This is a genomic window from Paenibacillus thalictri, assembly GCF_004307995.1.
GTDB classification, from domain to species: Bacteria; Bacillota; Bacilli; order Paenibacillales; family NBRC-103111; genus Paenibacillus_AF; species Paenibacillus_AF thalictri.
In genome coordinates, this window is the sequence record NZ_SIRE01000021.1 from 42,660 (window position 1) to 60,987 (window position 18,328).

18 protein-coding genes are annotated in these 18,328 nt (G+C 49.5%); 9 read left to right on the forward strand and 9 right to left on the reverse strand.

Annotated features, from left to right (window positions below; translation table 11 throughout):
- Positions 1 to 389: 389 nt before the first annotated feature.
- Genes EYB31_RS26640 through EYB31_RS26655 form a run of 4 tightly spaced genes read left to right on the forward strand, consistent with a single transcriptional unit; the run spans position 390 to position 2,259 of the window.
- Positions 390 to 731, forward strand: coding sequence for an ArsR/SmtB family transcription factor (locus EYB31_RS26640; protein ID WP_131016485.1), 342 nt, complete (start codon positions 390 to 392; stop codon positions 729 to 731).
- The gene (locus EYB31_RS26645) at positions 709 to 1,347 is read left to right on the forward strand and encodes an MIP/aquaporin family protein (protein ID WP_131016486.1); all 639 of its coding nucleotides are present in this window, start codon (positions 709 to 711) and stop codon (positions 1,345 to 1,347) included. Before EYB31_RS26640 ends, EYB31_RS26645 begins: the two co-directional genes overlap by 23 nt.
- 13 nt (positions 1,348 to 1,360) lie before the next feature.
- Positions 1,361 to 1,783, forward strand: coding sequence for an arsenate reductase (thioredoxin) (gene arsC / locus EYB31_RS26650; RefSeq protein WP_131016487.1), 423 nt, complete (start codon positions 1,361 to 1,363; stop codon positions 1,781 to 1,783).
- Positions 1,784 to 1,785: 2 nt separating this feature from the next.
- A complete protein-coding gene (locus EYB31_RS26655; protein WP_131016488.1) occupies positions 1,786 to 2,259 on the forward strand; it encodes an ArsI/CadI family heavy metal resistance metalloenzyme in 474 nt (157 codons plus the stop codon).
- Positions 2,260 to 2,328: 69 nt separating this feature from the next.
- Here EYB31_RS26655 and EYB31_RS26660 read toward each other — a convergent pair whose 3' ends face one another.
- The 8 genes from EYB31_RS26660 to EYB31_RS26695 form a co-directional block, all read right to left on the reverse strand.
- Positions 2,329 to 3,174: a sugar phosphate isomerase/epimerase family protein gene (locus EYB31_RS26660; protein ID WP_165452641.1), complete on the reverse strand. Its 846-nt coding sequence runs from the start codon at positions 3,172 to 3,174 to the stop codon at positions 2,329 to 2,331.
- A gap of 60 nt (positions 3,175 to 3,234) precedes the next feature.
- Complete coding sequence (locus EYB31_RS26665) at positions 3,235 to 4,056, reverse strand: Cof-type HAD-IIB family hydrolase (RefSeq protein WP_131016490.1); 822 nt, start codon at positions 4,054 to 4,056, stop codon at positions 3,235 to 3,237.
- The gene (locus EYB31_RS26670) at positions 4,053 to 4,970 is read right to left on the reverse strand and encodes a ComEC/Rec2 family competence protein (protein ID WP_131016491.1); all 918 of its coding nucleotides are present in this window, start codon (positions 4,968 to 4,970) and stop codon (positions 4,053 to 4,055) included. The genes EYB31_RS26665 and EYB31_RS26670 overlap by 4 nt, the downstream gene beginning before the upstream one ends.
- A gap of 6 nt (positions 4,971 to 4,976) precedes the next feature.
- Complete coding sequence (locus tag EYB31_RS26675; protein ID WP_131016492.1) at positions 4,977 to 6,062, reverse strand: ABC transporter ATP-binding protein; 1,086 nt, start codon at positions 6,060 to 6,062, stop codon at positions 4,977 to 4,979.
- A gap of 14 nt (positions 6,063 to 6,076) precedes the next feature.
- Entirely contained in the window at positions 6,077 to 7,723 is a 1,647-nt protein-coding gene (locus EYB31_RS26680) for an ABC transporter permease (RefSeq protein ID WP_131016493.1), read from the reverse strand.
- A 199-nt stretch (positions 7,724 to 7,922) separates the two neighbouring features.
- The gene (locus tag EYB31_RS26685) at positions 7,923 to 9,050 is read right to left on the reverse strand and encodes an ABC transporter substrate-binding protein (protein WP_131016494.1); all 1,128 of its coding nucleotides are present in this window, start codon (positions 9,048 to 9,050) and stop codon (positions 7,923 to 7,925) included.
- A 57-nt stretch (positions 9,051 to 9,107) separates the two neighbouring features.
- On the reverse strand, positions 9,108 to 10,121 hold the full coding sequence (locus EYB31_RS26690) for a LacI family DNA-binding transcriptional regulator (protein ID WP_131016495.1): 1,014 nt from the start codon (positions 10,119 to 10,121) through the stop codon (positions 9,108 to 9,110).
- A gap of 121 nt (positions 10,122 to 10,242) precedes the next feature.
- Positions 10,243 to 11,589, reverse strand: coding sequence for a hypothetical protein (locus EYB31_RS26695; protein ID WP_131016496.1), 1,347 nt, complete (start codon positions 11,587 to 11,589; stop codon positions 10,243 to 10,245).
- 629 nt (positions 11,590 to 12,218) lie between these two features.
- On the opposite strand from EYB31_RS26695, the gene EYB31_RS26700 reads away from it, so the two are divergent.
- The gene (locus EYB31_RS26700) at positions 12,219 to 12,794 is read left to right on the forward strand and encodes a nitroreductase family protein (RefSeq protein ID WP_131016497.1); all 576 of its coding nucleotides are present in this window, start codon (positions 12,219 to 12,221) and stop codon (positions 12,792 to 12,794) included.
- 204 nt (positions 12,795 to 12,998) lie between these two features.
- On the opposite strand, the gene EYB31_RS26705 is transcribed toward EYB31_RS26700, so the two are convergent.
- Positions 12,999 to 13,892: an AraC family transcriptional regulator gene (locus EYB31_RS26705; protein ID WP_131016498.1), complete on the reverse strand. Its 894-nt coding sequence runs from the start codon at positions 13,890 to 13,892 to the stop codon at positions 12,999 to 13,001.
- 165 nt (positions 13,893 to 14,057) lie between these two features.
- Here EYB31_RS26705 and EYB31_RS26710 point away from each other — a divergent pair, with 165 nt between their 5' ends.
- From EYB31_RS26710 to EYB31_RS26725, 4 genes are all read left to right on the forward strand, one after another.
- Positions 14,058 to 15,080, forward strand: a complete 1,023-nt coding sequence (locus EYB31_RS26710; protein WP_131016499.1) for a Gfo/Idh/MocA family protein — start codon at positions 14,058 to 14,060, stop codon at positions 15,078 to 15,080.
- Positions 15,081 to 15,108: 28 nt separating this feature from the next.
- The gene (locus EYB31_RS26715; protein WP_276322094.1) at positions 15,109 to 15,828 is read left to right on the forward strand and encodes a ThuA domain-containing protein; all 720 of its coding nucleotides are present in this window, start codon (positions 15,109 to 15,111) and stop codon (positions 15,826 to 15,828) included.
- A 206-nt stretch (positions 15,829 to 16,034) separates the two neighbouring features.
- Positions 16,035 to 17,330 (forward strand): ABC transporter substrate-binding protein, encoded by a 1,296-nt coding sequence (locus EYB31_RS26720; protein WP_131016500.1) that lies wholly within the window; start codon positions 16,035 to 16,037, stop codon positions 17,328 to 17,330.
- 120 nt (positions 17,331 to 17,450) lie between these two features.
- Positions 17,451 to 18,320 (forward strand): carbohydrate ABC transporter permease, encoded by an 870-nt coding sequence (locus EYB31_RS26725; protein WP_131016501.1) that lies wholly within the window; start codon positions 17,451 to 17,453, stop codon positions 18,318 to 18,320.
- Positions 18,321 to 18,328 lie beyond the last annotated feature (8 nt).

The window sequence follows — 18,328 nt, forward strand, 5'->3', positions numbered from 1 at the left end:
TTTTCAAGAAAAGGGAATTGCTATAAAATTACTCCAAGAATACATCTGCAAGAAAAAGGACTCGGTTGACATCTCAGAAGCGCCTCGACCCTGAAATCTAATAAACCGTCTCTCCCCCCGTTTAACTCACGACCGTCGGTGGTCGCCAACTCTCTTCCACTATCTGGATCCGATATCAGATCCGCTGCAGCTTCCCTAAAGCGATCAAAGAAAAGGTTTAATGACTGGTGGGTCCGGGATGTGTCACCCGGACCGGCTTGCTGCCAGGTCATATAAACTATTAATCAACTTTTTTTGATTAACTAATTGACTAGGGGAAAAAATGGTGGTACATTCATTACGGATAATAAATCAAAAAAAATTGATTAAGCTAAAAGGTGATGACCTTTATGACCGAAATTTCGCTTAAAGATTACGAAGCCAAATTCAAGGCGCTTGCCGATGAAAAACGATTGCAAATCATGTACGAACTTACTCAGCGCGGAAACACTTGCGTCTGCGACCTTACGGATATTTTCGAAATGTCTCAATCCAAGCTTTCTTATCACCTGAAGATCTTGCTTGATGCCGGTTTTATTACGAAAGAGACACGCGGCACATGGAGTTATTACGAAATCAATCAAGATCAGGTGAGCCATATCCTCTCTGAGGAGTTATGTTGTATTTTTAAACCAGCCAGATCAGGTAATAACTGCTGTGGTGCGCCGAATGAAAAAGAAACTCATTGCTGAGTTTGTCGGCACATATGTTTTAGTTTTTGCCGGTCCTGGAGCAATGGTGATTGATGAGATTACGAAAAGTATCACACATGTAGGAGTTGCACTGACATTCGGGCTTGTTGTGACTGCTCTTATCTATACATTTGGTCATATATCAGGCGCCCATTTTAATCCCGCGGTAACGTTTGGGTTTTGGGTACGGGGAGATATTTCTCTTCGCGATAGTTTATCTTATATTGTGATTCAATTTGGCGCTGCGATCGCTGCTTCTTATACGCTTTTCCTGTTGTTTGGCAATGTCGCTAATTTAGGTGCTACCTTGCCTCTTTCGTCGGAAAGCCAATCTTTTGTTTTAGAATTTATTTTGACGTTTGTGCTGATGATCGTCATTTTGGGGTCAGCTGTACATGGTAAAGCGGTGAAAAGCTTTGCCGGCCTGTCCATTGGCGCTACGGTCGGGCTGATGGCGATGTTCGCGGGTCCAATCTGCGGAGCCTCTATGAATCCTGCACGTTCGCTTGGGCCGGCAGTGGTTTCAGGAGCTACGCAACACTTATGGTTATACTTAGTGGCTACTGTCCTTGGGGCCATTGCTGCTTCGCTAGTTTATCAAACATTACATGAATAAGGGGCAGATTTAATTGAAGAAAAAGCTAGTTTATTTTCTTTGTACGGGTAATTCCTGCAGAAGCCAAATAGCAGACGGATTTTTGAAGGCGCTGGGGAACGAAAACTACGAAGTCAAAAGCGCCGGTCTTGAAGCGCATGGGCTAAATCCCCGAGCTGTTCGGGTGATGGAGGAAGCCGGCGTTGACATTTCAGCTCATACTTCAGACATGATTGATCCCGAGATCCTACAACGGGCGGATTACATTATCACCCTTTGCGGTCATGCTAACGATCATTGTCCGGTGGTTCACAACAATAACGCGCAAAGATGGCATTGGGGCTTCGAGGATCCGGCGAAAGCGGCAGGTACTGAGGAAGAAATCATGGCAAAGTTCCGTGAAGTACGGGAAGCCATTAAAAGTCGCATTGAAATATTCGTGAAAGAAGGGAAATGAGCATGATTAAACGGATGCACGTAGCGGTAAACTGCAGCGATCTTCAAAAATCTCTCGATTTCTACAAAGCTTTTTTTGGTTCTGAGCCGACGAAGGTGAAAGAAAATTATGCAAAATTTGAGCTGGATAATCCGGCACTGCATTTTTCGTTAAATGTTCGTGCTTTTGAGAAAAATGGCGTCCTTAATCACCTGGGCTTTCAAGTCCATGATACAAAAGAGGTACTTGCGATTGCTGATCGCCTTCGTGAGACGGGACTTTTGCTTATCGATGAAATGAACACAACCTGCTGTTACGCGGTGCAGGATAAAGTTTGGGTACATGATCCGGACGGCAATGCTTGGGAAATCTTCTTCACAAAAGAGGATTCGGAATTTGAAAGCGCCGGTGAACCGCGTGCTGCATCGCTTTGCTGTGTCCCTTCATCCGGTCCGGCAGCCATTGAATTAGGCTCCTTCACAAAGAAAGTATTTTAAAGCTGCAGACGATGAACATAAAACAAAAGCCATGCGAAGAAAATCGGCGCATGGCTTTCTAGTGAATATTCAGCTTGTCCGCAGCTCGGGACAAATGGAGCGCAAGTAATTTAAGCTTCTGCCGATGCCCTCGACAACATCGCCGACCTGCTCGTATTCGATCAAATATACGCCTTGGAACGGAATATGAGGAAGCAGCTCGCCGTAATTCAAATCGTCGTCGCCAGGGGCGCAGGCCACCCAATAATCGCCGGTCCGCTTCCAGTCCTTCAAATGGCAGTAATTGATCCGGCTGCCAAGCAGCTTGGCATAATCGGCCAGCGGCCGCGACGGATCGACGGCTTTCAGGTTGCCGGGGTCAAAGTTGAAGCCGACTTCGGGAGGCAGCTCGCGGAGCAGCCGGTTCAAGCAATTCCATTCCGTGGAAGTCGTATGCTCATGGATGAATCCGTTGTGGACCGGCGTATTGCGTCCGTGTGTTTCAATCGATATCACGATGCCGTGCTCCAGGCACAACGCGTTTAATTCCGCAAAAGCCTCGATCATCCGCGTCCAACGCTGCTCCGTCATGTTTGCCGCAAGCTCGAAGCCGGTAAACAGCCGCACATGGGTCGCGCCAAAGCGGGCTGCAAGTTGGATGTCATGGGCAGCCCGTTCTTTTTGCCTGCGTACGTCCTCCGCATCTTCCAGTGTAAAATCGCTTTCCAACACGACAAACGGCGCTTTAATGCCGTAATCGCTAATGCAGGAAAGCAACTCGTCGATTTCCCCTTGCCCGATGTCCCGCTGAATACGTCCCGGAAAATCCCCGCCGATGCCCAGCTCCAAATAAGAAAGCCCAAAATCCTTGGCAATTCGGCAGTGCTCTTCGATCGTGCGATAATGCAAACCCCATTCTCCCAACCCGACGATCAATGCAATCACCTTCCTTTTGTTAATATTCTCAAAAATCAACTCGCTGGAAATCCTCGTAGTTTATTGCTGCGCTTGCAAGCAATATTTCTCAATGACTTCCGCGACGGCATGATGCAGATGCGACCTGGCGACATATTGCGCGTGCGTTTTCAGCTCCGGATGGGCATTGTCCACGGCTACGCCGAGTCCGGCCTCGCGGATCATCTCCAAATCGTTCAAGTTGTCCCCGATCGCGATGACCTCTTTCATGTCGATGCCCAGCCGGTCGACGAGCAATTTTAACGCATGTCCTTTGGACACCGAGTAGGGCAGCACCTCCAAATATGTCGTCTCCGATTGCACCAGCTCGCAATGAACGCCTGCCAGCGGGGCGAGGGTTTGCTTAATTTGAGAGAAATCACCGTCCTCTTTAATGATGAGCACTTTATTCACACTGCTCTGGAGCAGGAAATCGGGCGTATCCCAAGGCCTGCATTGCACCCTGTCTTTTTTCATATATTCCTCAATGATAGCGTTTATTTCTCCAACCCACAATGATCTGTCGCTATAAAAAATCATATCAAGCGACAGGTCCTGCTGCAGTTGAATGCACATCTTGATGACCTCGGCGGAAAGCACGGCTTCAAAAAAGCACTGCCCCGAAGTAAAGTCGACAATTTTGCCGCCATTGTACAAAATGACAGGGTGGCGTATGTTCAGTTCCTCCGCAAAGCGAAGCGCCGCTTCCTCCATGCGGCCTGTCGCCAACGTGACGATTCCGCCTTGCTGTTGAAAGGTTTGGATCATTTGTTTGTTCTGGTCGCTGATCGTCTGTTCCAGATCGACAAGTGTTCCGTCGATATCTGTAACGACCATCCGATAACGTTGTACTGGCGGTGTCATTTCAGTTCCATCCTTTCCGGGATGAACGGCAAACGGGAAGCAAGGTGATGCGTACCCGGCTGCGAGCCGGTCACAAATAGCTGACAACCTGCGTTTTGCGCGAGCCGGGTCCACTCTTCCCGAAACTGTTCGTATTCTGCATTGTGGTTTGTGATCAGCAGCCAGTCCGGCGAAAGCTGCTGCAGCAATTGTTCATTCCAAGCGTCCAGCATGCCGTGATGTCCTATTTTAAAACCGCGAGGGTGAAGATGTGCAGTTTTCATAATCCGTTCCCAATTCGATAAAAGCGCATCGCCGCCGAACAGAAACAGCTGTTCCCCGCCGGATTGCTCGAGCAGCCAGACGCTGCTGTCCAAATTGGACAACGAATCGAAAGCGACAAGCCGTTTCTCCTGTATGTCCGGCGAGGAGTCAGCCAACTGCAGCAGATTGGTATAAGCAAACAAGTCGCTTTCGTGCTGCGGATCCAGGTGCCGCAGCACGATGTCTCCGAACTGCCAATCTTTCTTTTGTCCAAAAGGATGGCGCACGGACACGTTGCTATTTTGCTTCAACAGCAATTCCTGCAGCGTACGGTAATTGCTCAGCACAGAGGCGGATTGCGCCGCTTTAGGATGCCGGTATTTGCCCGGTTCCCATTCCAGCGGCGGATAAGGCAACACGGCCTCCCGCACGGGAATATGCTCGGCCACTTCCAGCAGTCCGGTCACATGATCGGGATGCAGGTGGGTTAAAATCATCAGGTCGATGTGCTGCCAGCCTTTGTTCCGTATAAACTGGATTGGCTTCACCGAATCGTCGAAATAGTCGTCTCCGCCGTCGATAAGCAGAACGTATGTATCTTTTCCTGTTTCTATTTCCACAAAAAACGAATCGCCCCGGCCGACGTTCAGCGCATATAAACGAGAGTTCAATTAGGCTCACTCCTTAAGCAGGTGTATCTTCTTTTTATCCAGAACTAGCCGGACATGGCCTTCCATATACCCCCGCACGCTGGGGCTGGAATCGTCGACAATCCACTGCATCGGACCGGTGTCGACCCCATAGCGGATCATCCGGCCGAGAAAGCTGCTGCGCAAGATGGTCCCGTTCCAGGCGTTATCTTCGTTTCCTTCGCCAGCCGCTCCCGGCATAATGGAAATGCACTCCGGCCGGATCACCAGCGTCACTTCATCGCCTGTTTTGGCCGAGTAGTCCGCTTTGTCCACTTTCACCGTCATATCGGCGCATTTGACAATCAAATCTTGTGCTTCGATCCCGACAACCCGGCCATTCAAAAAGTTGGCTACGCCGACAAAATCGGCGACAAACTTGTTCACCGGTTTAAAATACACTTCCCAAGGCGTGCCGACCTGACAAATCGTTCCTTTATTAAACACGGCGATCCGGTCCGACAAGGACAAGGCTTCGTCCTGATCGTGGGTGACGAAGATGGCGGTGATTCCCGCCCGCTGCTGCATTTCCCGGATATCGCTGCGCACTTCAACCCGCATTTTGGCGTCGAGGTTGCTCAGCGGCTCATCCATCAGCAAAATGTTCTGTCCCGTAATCAGCGCCCGCGCAAAGGCGACCCGCTGCTGCTGCCCGCCGCTCATCTGCTTCGGAAAACGCTGCTCCATTCCTTTGAGCCCGAACATGTCCAGCATTTCCTGAACTTTCTCGTCCAGCGCTTTGGGCGGCGTCTTTTTCAACTTTAAGCCATATGCGATATTTTCATAAACGGTCATATGGGGAAACAGGGCGTATTCCTGAAAAACAAGCGGCGTGTTTCGTTTGTACGGCGGCAGCCCGTTGACTTTATGGCCTTCAATGTAAATCGATCCGGAGTCCGGCTCGTTGAAGCCGGCGATCAGCCGCATCAGTGTCGTTTTGCCGCAGCCGCTTGGGCCGAGCAGTGTGGTAAAGCTGCCTTTCGGAATATCCAGCGACACGTTGTTGATCGCATGAAAGGCTCCGAACGTTTTGGTGACGTTTTCAATTTTGATGATTGGTTCCGCTGCGCTCATAAGATAGCCTCCGTCTATAATCCTATGGATTTGCCTTGTTCTTTCAAGAAAAGCCGGGCGATGCCAAGAACGGCAAATGCGATGGAAATCAGCACAACCGTAAAGGCCGAAGCGTTGCCCCAGGCGCCGTTTTGCACAAGACCAAGAATGGATATGGTGCCTACGGACGTTTTTGCCGAATAAATAAAGATGATGACGCTCAGGCAGGTGACCGACCGCAGGAAGGAAAGCACAAGCCCGGAAAGGAAAGGCCCTCTGAGCAGAGGAAGCAGCACGTTTTTAAACGTCCGCAGATTGCCCGCCCCCATATTCAGCGACGCCTCTTCCAACGAAGTGCCGATTTGCTGCAGGCCGGCGAGACTGGCGCTGTAACACGTAGGCAAATTCCAGAACATCAGGGCCAATATCATAATGGAAGAGGTGCCCGTCAGCACAAGCGGTTTCTCGTTAAAAGCGATAGCAAAGCCGAGACCCAAGAATACGCCCGGAACGGCCCCTGGCAAAATCGCCAAAAAGTCCAGCAGGCGGTTGATGCCGACCTGCTTCCGCTGCACGATGTATGCCAGCGGTATCGAGAAAAAAGCGGCCAACAGCGATGAGATCAGCGCAAATTTGATGCTGTTGTAAATTTCCGTCCCTTTGTCCCATACGTAGCTCATATTTTTCAAGGTCAGCGACCAGTCGAAACCCCATGTTTTGGTGAACGCTCCGTAAAACAGCACGCCGTAGACGGACAGCACAACCGCCGTAACGAACAGGCAGAAGCCAAACAAACCCCATTTTATATAAAAAGGAACAGGATACGGCTCAAGCGAAGTTTCTTTGCCGGTAACGGTTATATAGGAGCGTTTTCCTACCCAATTTCTGTTCAATATAAAAAGGCCAAGCGCCGGAACAAGCAAGGCGGTAGACAACATGGCAGCGGAAGGCAGGTCAAACAAGCCGGCCATCTGCATGTAAGCTTCGGTTGGCAGCAGCGTATAATTGCCCCCGATAATCATCGGATTTCCGAAATCGGCAAGCACGTTCATGGCCGCAATCAGCGCGCCACCCGCAACTCCCGGCCTGCAAAGCGGGAAAAAAACATCCTTGAACACCTGCCAGCGTGTAGCGCCGAGATTGTAAGCGGCATACTCCAGATTGATCGAACTGGCTTTCAGCACTCCGTTGATGACAGCGTAAGCGTACGGGAAAAAAGTAATCGTCTGCACAAGCCAGAGTCCATGCCAGCCGTAAATGTCAAAATTCACGTGAAGCACATGCTTCGAGATGATGCCTTGCCTGCCGAACAGCAAAATGTACGACAAAGCTACGATAAACGGCGGAGAAACGACGGGCAGCAAAGTAATAAAACGGAACAACCCTTTCAACGGAATGTCCAGCCGTGTAATCGCATATGCGAAAATAAAGGCGACCACCGTACACGATATCGTAGAAATAACGGTCATAAACAAGCTGTTTAACGCTGCATTAAACCACCTTGAATTCGTAAACAGGTTTGTGTAATCGCTCCACTGCGGAAAGCTGATTACTTTAATGATCGGCCATACGACAAAATAAACGGTAATTAAAATAATCGCCAACATGATAAGAGCCATATACGGCTCGTTTTTTAGCCTTTTTATTTCGGCCCACGTATCTTTGGCTGCTGCTAAGATCAAGGAGGGTCACACCTTTCCGGCGGAGCTGAATAAATGCTGTATCGCAAGAAAAACTTCCGCTAAACCGCGGTCGCTCATCCTCGAAGGACTTCGCTAGAAGTTTTTCTGAAGAGCCTGGTTTATGCGGAAAACGCTCGATCTTTTCCGTTCATTTTCCGCACAACCAGCCATATCGTTTCAGAGCATAAAGAGAGGGGAGTTATTTTTTGCCGGCAGTCATTTCCGTAAATTTCTTCACAACGTCCGCTTTCATTTGAGCCGCTTTGTCTCTGTCGTATTTGACAAGCTTGACGTCTTCGATCTTGATCATGCCTTCCGGCGGAGCGACGTCCTTGCGTACGGAGTAGCGGTTCGATAATTTGGTGTTCATCTCGCCGACAGGTTTGGTCAGCAGCCAATCCACGAATTTTTTCGCATTTTCGGTATTGGCTCCGCCTTTGACGATGCCGACGCCGCCGATTTCAAACGCGGTTTGCTCGGGAACGATGACTTGAATCGGGTAACCTTGTTTTGCCGATTTGACAATATCATGGGCCCAGGACATGCCGGCGATAAATTCGCCCGTTGCGGTCAAATTAATGCCGTCGCCGGCCGCAGGTGTGTAGTGATGTACGTTGTCGTTTAATTTCTTCAAATAATCCCAGCCCTTGTCGTCGCCCAAACGGAACAACTGGTCGGCGATAAAGATGTAACCACCGCCTGCGGTTGCCGGATTGGATGTGATGAATTGGCCTTTGTAGTTCGGATCGAGCAGATCGTCCCATGTTTTTGGTTCTTTCACGCCTTTGGGGGCAAGCTCTTTTTGGAAACGCTCCTTGTTCAGCACGATGCCGAGAACGCCCATGTACCAGCCCTGCCAGAACCCCTTAGGATCGTTGAACTGAGGATCGAGATCTTTGGCATTTGGCGAAGAGTATTTTTCAAGCAGCCCTTGCGAGGCGAGCGGATCGTAAAATTCAACCGAACCGCCTACCAAAATATCCGCTTTGGGAGAAGCTTTTTCCGCTTGAATGCGGGTGCTGGCCTCACCGGCCCCGCTCAAACGCAAGTACTCGATATCAATTCCTGTGTCTTCTTTAAACTTTTTCTGGATTTGCACAATATCGTCTTCGTTCAGAGCGGCGTATACCGTTAATTTTTTGGAAGCGGGAGGGGCGTCTTTCTTTTCCTCTTTTGGCGTTGTTCCGCTTGGCGCACTTGGCGTGCCAGGGGCGGAGGCGGTTTTGTTTCCTTCACCGCTGCTGCCGCAGCCCGATAAGACGGTAACGCTGACCAAAAAAATGACCGTTAACAAACTGAATAATTTCACGCTTAATTTCCCTAACATGCAAGAACCTCCTTGGAATTGTGTCAAAGGCCGGACGTTTCAATAAAATGAATCACGTTAAGTTCTTTTCAGCGATTGGCATGATTGCCGTTCGATCAGTCTTGCTTCTATTAAATCGGAAGGCGGCGTCTGCGTTTTATCCGCAATCATTTGCAGCAGCAGCTCTGCCGCCTTTGAGCCCATACGGTGCGTCGGCTGTTCCATCGTAGTTAATTGAATCCAGTGCAGCTCGGCGTATTCCAGATTGTCGAAGCCCATGACGGAAATTTGCTCCGGGACTTTGATATCCCGTTTGGCCAGCCACTCCAGAGAACCGATGCCGAGCAAATCGTTGGCCGCGAAAACGGCGGTCAAATGCGGGTTTTGCTCATAAAGCTCGCTCATCGCTTTTCGGCCGTTTGGAATATGCCGGCCTTCGGCGACCACGATATCGGTGGATTCGGAGAGCAGACCGTATTTCCGCATCGTATCTTTGTACCCAAGCAGCCTTTGTGTTCCTGTAAAAGAGCTCTCGGGCATCCCGATAAATCCGATCTTTTTATGCCCGAGCTCCAGCAAGTAATTCACCGCCACCGTCGCCGCCTGGTAATGATCGACGTCGACATAAGGCATGGAAAGTTCTTGCGGCGTTCTTCTTCTTAAGAAGACGACAGGCATTTCCAGGGACGAGAGCATCTCGATAAACGTTGCGTCCAAAAAGTCGGGAGTGATAATCAGTCCGTCGAATTGTCTTTCAATGGCATTGGCGATGAACTGTTTTTCCTTATCCGGATTTCTGTCCGTGTTGCCGTACACCACTTGATAGCCGTGACCAAACAACGTTCTCTCGACCGCTCTGGCCAAGCCGGAAAAAAACGGGTCCGATATTTCGGGGATCATCAGTCCGATCGTAAACGTCTTTTTGCGGATTAGTCCTCTTGCGATCGCATTGGGCCGGTAGTTGAAGGCACGGATGGCTTCCATAACCTGCTGTTTTGTTTCTTCGCTGACATCGGGATGATTGTTCATCGCCCGTGAAACCGTCGATACAGCAACGCCCAAATGCTTTGCTATATCTTTGATATTAGCCACAACTTCACCTCGCTTTACTTCGATTACAAACGTTTCCGGAAACGTTTCTAATGATACAGGACAAATTTACTGCATTCAATCAGTTATGGCGATATTTACAATATCTTTAAGCGTTCCCGCGCTAGCGAACCGCCTCGATGGTGGCCGTCACTTTCGCTTGACCGTTTGAGGTAACGGCGTTTGTCCAGGTCACGGTTTGACCGACCGCCGGAGCGGAATCAAGTTCGCCCATGCCGTCATCTCCGCTGGTGCCGTCGGAATCGTAAATTTCGATGTTCATCGGCGTATTCGGAGGCTGAGCGACATAACGGTCATTGTAGGAGGAGCTGTATTGGGCGCCTGCGCTGGCATCCATCGTGCCCCATGCAACGTTGTATGCGGTTCCTACTGCGGCGTCGTTTTTCTTCCACAGCCGGTCGTCGCTGACGCCGGAGCCGTTAGCCCGGAATTTGACAAAAATATCGCTGGCCCCGCCAAAAGGATCGCGATTCGCCAAACTGGTAACCGAAGAAATCTGCAGCCGGTGCGTATAATATTGGTTGTTCACATATACATGGGAAAACGTGCCAAGCCCGTTAAGATGCGTGTCGATCATATGCGCCGGATCGGCGATAAAGTCCCCGGTGAAGGTGGCTCCGTCGGTGGAATCATCCCATGCCCAAGGCAGCTTGGCGGAGTCGGTCCCGTAAGTATCGCCGTCCAGAGCGCCCCATGCGCCGAAGGTATGGCCGTTGCCGATGTCATTTCTCCGGTTCCAGAATTCATCGACCGATTTCAGCGCATAGCTGTAATGATGGGTGTAATTGCCTGTCGCATCCGTTACGGTATCGGCGGTTCCGCCGTATTCGTAGACGATGCCGTCGCCGCCGGGCGCTCCGCTTCCGTCATAAGCGAGGTTGCCGTGTCCGCCGATCGGGCTTTGCCCGTTGGACTGAATAAATACCTTCGGATGGGAGCCTCTGAACAATACGCCTCCGTCAACGTTATCGGAGCCCGTTGTGATCGTCGGATCGTTGGTGTACTGATAATATTCATTGTGGGATAGCGTTTCCATTAATTGAAAAGATCCGTATGTACTGCCGTCCTTGCGAATGACCAGCAGCAGCCCTTCCATGTCGTTTTCGTGTCTGTCGATGGTGAGCGGACCGTCGTCGCGGGCATGATAATCATAATAACCGATAAAATAATGGGTGGTAGTTTCTACTACGGAGTAATAAGCGTATGCCTTAAGAGGGTAGCTGTTTATATTTTCCCAGTTGTTGTTGCTCACCCAATCGCCATCATAATCGAAATTAGTCATATAGTCGGCGGGATATCCGTATGTGGAATTCACATCTTGATAAAAATCGGGCGCCCAATAAGCGGCAAGCTCAGCGTAGCTGGCGGCATGGGCTTTAGGTGCAAAAGGGACAATCATAACGGAAAACAGCAAAATAAATAACGGGAAAAGTATTTTAGACCTCATCATTTATTCCTCCTCAGTGAATTCAGGACATATTTTTGAAAATGATGTCTGACTGAAAGTGGAAGTGAACAAACTGCCGGTTCATGGAGTCGTGTGTTATGCAAAAACAGATTCTAAGCGATTCAAGCCGTACTTAGCAGCATTCCTCCTTACATAAGATCAAAATAGATGATGTTTTTAATTACCGCAAACGTTTCCGGTAACGTTTGTATTTATATTACAATATTTTGGTAGCGCTTGCAACATGAAAATATGTTTGAGGAACAGGAAGCAAAGCCTGTCACAATGAATCCATCGTACATCGAAAGGATGAACTTATCTTTTTGCGATCGAACGGGAACTGAAGGAAGCCGCGCCGGAAGAACCGCAGTGAGCGCTCGATCAAGCTGTTTATGATCTGGCGCAAAAATTGGCTGCTTTCAACTCCGCTTACATAGTGGTTTTGCAAGCGTCTTTGTGTGTAAAGAGAATGCCCCGTCCGGTCAAATAATGAAGCAAAATGCTGCTGAGTGCGGGATCGTTTTGTTGCTGCCGGTTGCTGCGGTCTGGAAATCCATTTGAAAAAAAACAGTCCTGGCACTATAATGAGAATTGTTATCAATTAAACAAGCGGGTTGAGAGGAGATTTAACGATGAACGTACATGAAGCCATATTGGGACGCAGAAGCATAGGGCGTATGACAGCGGATCCCGTTGATAAAAAAGTGATAGAGAAGTTGCTTGAGGCAGCGGTATACGCGCCAAATCACCGCAAGACGGAGCCGTGGCGGTTTATTGTTATGACCGGGGAAGGGCGCAGTGTGCTTGGCAAAGGGTATGCGGAAGTGGAGCGGGAGAACGCGGCAGGGAAAATGGACGAGGAACAGCTGAAAGCCCATCTGGAAAAACAGGCGGCCAAGGCATTCCGCGCGCCCGTTGTTATCGCCGTAGCGGTGGAGCCTTCCGAGGGGCTGGGGATCGAGCGGATTGAAGAATTTGCCGCGGTGCACGCCGCGGTGCAAAACATGCTGCTTGCCGCGCATGAGCTTGGCCTTGCATCGATTTGGCGGACCGGCAGCCCGACGTACCATCCGAAGATGAGGGCGGCATTTGATTTGCCGGAGACGGCGGAACTGGTCGGATTTGTTTATCTTGGACATCCCGTGGAAACGTCGGTGCCGATCCCGGAACGGACGTTTGCCGGCAAAACGGTGTGGCTGGAAGCGTAAGAGGCTGTCTGACTGAGAGAAGCGGCAGGCTGCCTGACAGGGGATGCGGCTGAAAAAGCCATGCGGCCCCTCGCGGGAAAAGCGGCTGAAATCGCCATACGTTGCTTGCTGCCGATAAGAGGCCTTGAATGGCCTCTTTTTTCTTGCTGCGTTGCATCATTGCGACACCGCGTTACCTCACTGTATGAAGCCGATTCAATACCTCTAACCGCTTTGTCCTCGGTGTTCCCGAAAATTGGCCGGAGTCATATGCACGTGGGACTTGAAAATTTTATGAAAATGAGAGATGCTGTTGAACCCGCATTGATCCGCTATATACGAAACAGGCTGGTCCGTTTCCGCCAGCAGCTCCTTGGCTTTCAAAATGCGCTTGATATTCAAATATTCGGGAATGCTGAATCCGGTCAGCTGGCTGAACACTCTGCTGAAATGGGCCGGGCTGATCAACGCCTGTTTGGCCAACAGCGACAGCGACAAGTTTTCGTGCAAATGCTCATCCATATATTTCAATATTTCTTTCATCCAAATGTTGTTTTTCGACTCTTTCGCCGGCGTCAGCCCACTCTCCATCTTACGAATCCGCAGCAGCAGAAGCATAATGTGGTGCAGCGCATTAAGGACGGATAAGCGGTGTCCCGGCTGCAACGAAACAAGCTCGTGTTGCATAGAGGCCAGATGGGCCTCTATTTCTTGTTTGTGCTCTGATTGCAATCTGAGCAAATAGCTCGGAGAATGCTCCGTTGCCGTGAACAGATCCATAAAAGAAAAGGTATCGCCTACCTGACTGGGATTGATCAGCGAAGAGCTGAACAAAATAACGCTTACAATATAAGGCGCATCAGGCGAGCTGCTGCCCCGATGGATCGAATTGCCGGGAATCGTCAGGATGTCTCCGCCTTTAAAGTCCAGAAAACGGTTATTGATGAAAAACAGCCCTTCCCCTTCATGGATAAACACGATTTCATTCCAATCGTGAAAGTGAAAGCCTTTTTTGGACTGCCTTGCATCCAGTTGCGGCTGACGGACATGCTTGTACATCAACACGAGCGGAAACATCGAAGGGTGATGGTGAGATTCGCAAAACGCTTTCAAAAACATCCCTCTTTCGGTTCACTTTAATCAGCTTTCATTCAGATTATATCAAAAAAGAGCATGTTTACCACAAAAATTGAAAACAAAGATCATGATCTAATTGTTATGATGTTATTGTCAATACGGAGCAAGAGCATGGCCAAAGATCAACTGAAGGGGGATGCAAACTAGATGTGTAAGCGCTACAATGTGGCCGTTATCGGTGCAGGAGATATGGGCGCCAGGCATGTAAAAGGGTGGATCGAAGCCGGCCACCATGTGATGATTCTGGTCGATATGGATGAACAGAGATTGAGGAAAGTGGCGGAAGAAAACAATGTTCCGTATACGGCGACCGATTATAAAGAGGCGGTTAGCCGGCCCGAAGTCGATATCGTTTCGATTTGCCTGCCGCTTGCCTTTCATATGCCGGTTACTTTATATGCAGCGGGGCAGGGCAAACATATTTTTTGCGAGAAACCGTTAGCCAGCTCCTTGGAGCAAGCGCAGCAGATGGAAGAAGCCGTGCACAACGCGGGAGTCAAGTTCGGGTTAGGTTTTCAGCGGAATCTTTCGCCGGGGATTGCCGTTGTGAAAAAGTGGGTGGAAGAAGACAAGTTTGGCCGTCCCCTTGTCATCAGTTCGGATCTTCTGCAGGAAGTCAGACCCAAGCGGGTTATGCATGACAAAAACGGCAATCAAGGCCCGATCGTTGATACATGCTGCCATTACTTTTTGATGTGGCAAACGATTTTGCAATCCAAACCGCGGAAAGTATACGCATCGGGCGGCATTTTTGCCAAAGACCGTCCGGAAATCGCTCATTTCGAACAACTCGCCGTCGATACCGCGGTGATTACGGTTGAATATGAATCCGGTGACATCGGAACGATGACGATTAGCTGGGCGCTTGCCAAGGATACCAAAATGACAAACAGAAATGACCGGTTGTTCGGACCAAAAGGAGGGGTACAGGGGCCATTCAACATATTCACCATTCCCGAGCTTGAGCTCAAGCTTATGGAAGGCGATCAATCGGAACGAGTGGCTATTCATCAGCTGAATTTGCATGCGGAGCAGTTTAAGTTGTTTGCCCAAGCGCTTCAGGACGATTCGCAGGAATATATCAGCTTTTCGACGGGGAAAGAGATGATGAAGTTGTCATACGCAGTGCTTGAATCGATCGAAACCGGCAAAGCGGTGTATGTAAGTTAGTTTTAAGTTACATGGAGGAGGGAATGCGGTGACCATCAGAGTGACGGTTTGGAATGAATTTTTGCATGAGCGCCATATGGCGGAGGTGGCCGAGCTGTATCCCGCAGGCATTCATGAAGCGATTGCGGCCGGAATACGAAGCGATGAATTGACCGTTACAACGGCAACTTTGGACGAACCCGAACACGGGCTCACGGAAGAAAGGCTTGCGCAAACCGATGTGCTGCTGTGGTGGGGACATAAAGCCCATCATCTGGTCGACGACGCGATTGTGGAACGCGTACAAGCCCGCGTGCTGGAGGGAATGGGGCTGATTGTGCTGCATTCCGGGCATATGTCGAAAATTTTCCGCAAGCTGATGGGGACTTCCTGCAAGCTCAAATGGCGGGAAGCGGGAGAAAAGGAGCGGCTTTGGGTCGTAAATCCGGCGCATCCGATTGCGGCCGGAATCGGGCAATATTTCGAGCTGGAGCATGAAGAAACTTACGGGGAATTTTTCGATATTCCGGAGCCGGAGGAGCTTGTGTTTGCCAGCTGGTTTGCCGGCGGCGAGCTGTTCCGCAGCGGCTGTACCTTTTATCGCGGCAGAGGGAGAATCTTTTATTTCCGGCCCGGCCACGAAACGTTCCCGACGTATTATAACGAAAACGTGCTGAAAGTCATTGTCAACGGGATCAAATGGGCAGCGCCCGTGCAGACGGCAGAACTTACTTTTGGCAATGTGAAGGCGATGGAGGATTTAGGCTGATACCGGCAAGCAGAACGCCACCGATAAAAGCCCATTTGAAAGCGCACTCATAAGCCGGAATTGCTTTCGCTTACCGGGATATTCATAACCGATTGTAACCGATGTTCCAACAAAAATCGTAATCATCATTATGTTACAACTTGAAATACGAAACATTCCTCCATGATGGTTGCCAAAGTAAACCTATGCAAAAGGGGAAGGTGTTTATGTTGACATTTCATAAAAAGGTAACGGGAACGGCTTTGCTTGCAGGTATTATGGCATTGACGGGGGCATGCGGGAACGGCGCGGAACCAGGGGCAACAAAAAAATCGGACGCGCCTGCGGCTAAAGACAAAGCTGTTGAAATCAGCTTTATCCATTGGCGGGGTGAAGATGTGAAGTCGTTGAATTCCATTATTGAAAAGTTTGAAAAAGAGAATCCGAATATCAAAGTGAAAATGGACATTTTTCCGTCCGATGTTTATCAATCCTCGGCGCAGGCCAAATTGCTGGACGGTACGACAGGAGACGTGTTTACTTCCTTTCCGGGCGCTCAATTTGAATCGATCAGCAAAGCCGGACTGTTCGCCGATTTGACGAACGAAAAATTTGTAAGCAATTTCAACAAAAATTTGATTAAGTCGGGCGCCAAGGACGGCAAGCAGCTGGCGCTTCCACTGCAGCTGGTTTACAACATGCCGTTATACAACGTGGACATGCTGAAGAAATTCAATCTGGAACCGCCAAAAGATTGGGACGGATTTCTGGCGATGTGCGAGAAGCTGAAGCAAGCCGGCATCATCCCGATTGCGCTGCCGGCCTCCGATATCGGCATAGACCAGCTCCTGAACTCGATGATGATGAATAACGCGCCGGACGAGCAAATTTTTCAAAAGCTGGAAGCCGGGCAAGCCAAGTTGACGGACGATTGGTGGATCAAGACGTTATCGCAATTTAAAGAACTGAACGATAAAGGATACATCCAGAAAGATTCGCTTGGCACAAAACAAGATGTCGCGATTGCGATGTTTGCCCAGGAGAAAGCCGCTATGCTGGCTACGGGATCGTTCCACATCGCAACGGTTAAAGCGCAAAATCCGAACATCAAGCTGCAGGTTTTGGCGCCGATAACGGTTCCAGCCGACAAAATGGTTTACGAAGGCATTCATACAACAACCTTTATGCTTGCCGTAAACAGCCGCAGCAAACATCAAGCCGAAGCGAAGAAATTTGTGGAGTTTCTGAGCCGCAAAGATATCGCCGGCCAATACGGCAATGAAACCGGGCAGCACGTCACCGTGGAGGGCGTGGATTATACCTCGCAGGAGCTGAAGGATGTCGCAGTATGGGCCACCAAAAAGACGCGTTTTCAGCCGAGATATTTAATCTCTAACGCCGACATTCAGAAATCGCTGAAAAATTCGATTCAAGCCACGTTGGGGGGCAAAAAACCGGAAGATGCGGCCAAAGAAGCGCAAGCCGTGGTCGATCAGCAGATCAAGCTGATGAAATCCAATTAACGTTGTTTCACCCATGACGCAAGCGGCTGCACTTGTTCCGGTGCAGCCTGCCATGGTCCCGAGAGGTTGGCGCCAAAGATTACAAGCCGCAAGCAAACAAAACGCGTTGGAGGCTTCCCCATGAAAGTGAGCAAAACGATTTATTTATTTCTTGTCCCCGGCACTGTCTTGTATTTGCTTTTTTTCGTCTACCCTACTTTAAGCGGTTTTTATTATTCTTTTACGAACTTTGACGGAATGTCGGACCAATTCAAGTTTGTGGGGATGAATAACTACAAGAACCTTCTGACGGAAGATATGATATTTGCCAAATCGCTAGGCAACAACTTGAAATTTATGCTGTTTGTCGTGCTTGCTCAAAGCATCGTTTCCTTGTTATTTGCACTGTTTCTGGTCAAAAACACAAGGTCCAACATTTTGTTTAGGGCCGTCTATTTTTTTCCCACGATCATATCGTCGACGGCGGTAGGATTTATTTGGACATTCATGTACGATCCTTCCATGGGATTGATTAATCAAGCCTTAAACGGCATGAACCTCCCGTCACTGGCTATGAACTGGACCGGCGATATCGATATCGCGATTTATTCCGTCGCTTTTGTTCAGGTATGGGCGCATATCGGTCAGATGATGGTTATATTTATTGCCGGACTTCAAGGCATACCGGAGGATTTATACGAGGTGGCCAAAATCGAAGGAGCAAATAACAGGCAGACGTTTGTTCATGTCACATGGCCGTTGATCAAACCTGCCGCTACTATAGTCGTTGCTTACACAACGATTCAGTCATTTAAGGCGTTTGACTTGATTTACGTCATGACCGGCGGCGGTCCGGTCAATTCGACGGAGATATTGTCTACGTTCCTGTATCATACGGCATTCCAAAGCTACAGATTCGGTTACGCATCCGCCGGTTCGTTTCTCTTCCTGGCGATTATCGGTTTGATTACGTTGATCCAATTCCGTTTGTTGAAAAGCAACGCCGCTTAATCATCGGC

Bases quoted from the DNA above. Each gene is read 5' to 3' on its own strand.
- EYB31_RS26640 (WP_131016485.1), top strand. From the start codon at position 390: ATGACCGAAATTTCGCTTAAAGATTACGAAGCCAAATTCAAGGCGCTT.
- EYB31_RS26645 (WP_131016486.1), top strand. From the start codon at position 709: ATGAAAAAGAAACTCATTGCTGAGTTTGTCGGCACATATGTTTTAGTT.
- EYB31_RS26655 (WP_131016488.1), top strand. From the start codon at position 1,786: ATGATTAAACGGATGCACGTAGCGGTAAACTGCAGCGATCTTCAAAAA.
- EYB31_RS26665 (WP_131016490.1), bottom strand. From the start codon at position 4,056: ATGACACCGCCAGTACAACGTTATCGGATGGTCGTTACAGATATCGAC.
- EYB31_RS26675 (WP_131016492.1), bottom strand. From the start codon at position 6,062: ATGAGCGCAGCGGAACCAATCATCAAAATTGAAAACGTCACCAAAACG.
- EYB31_RS26685 (WP_131016494.1), bottom strand. From the start codon at position 9,050: ATGTTAGGGAAATTAAGCGTGAAATTATTCAGTTTGTTAACGGTCATT.
- EYB31_RS26695 (WP_131016496.1), bottom strand. From the start codon at position 11,589: ATGATGAGGTCTAAAATACTTTTCCCGTTATTTATTTTGCTGTTTTCC.
- EYB31_RS26700 (WP_131016497.1), top strand. From the start codon at position 12,219: ATGAACGTACATGAAGCCATATTGGGACGCAGAAGCATAGGGCGTATG.
- EYB31_RS26705 (WP_131016498.1), bottom strand. From the start codon at position 13,892: ATGTTTTTGAAAGCGTTTTGCGAATCTCACCATCACCCTTCGATGTTT.
- EYB31_RS26710 (WP_131016499.1), top strand. From the start codon at position 14,058: ATGTGTAAGCGCTACAATGTGGCCGTTATCGGTGCAGGAGATATGGGC.
- EYB31_RS26720 (WP_131016500.1), top strand. From the start codon at position 16,035: ATGTTGACATTTCATAAAAAGGTAACGGGAACGGCTTTGCTTGCAGGT.
- EYB31_RS26725 (WP_131016501.1), top strand. From the start codon at position 17,451: ATGAAAGTGAGCAAAACGATTTATTTATTTCTTGTCCCCGGCACTGTC.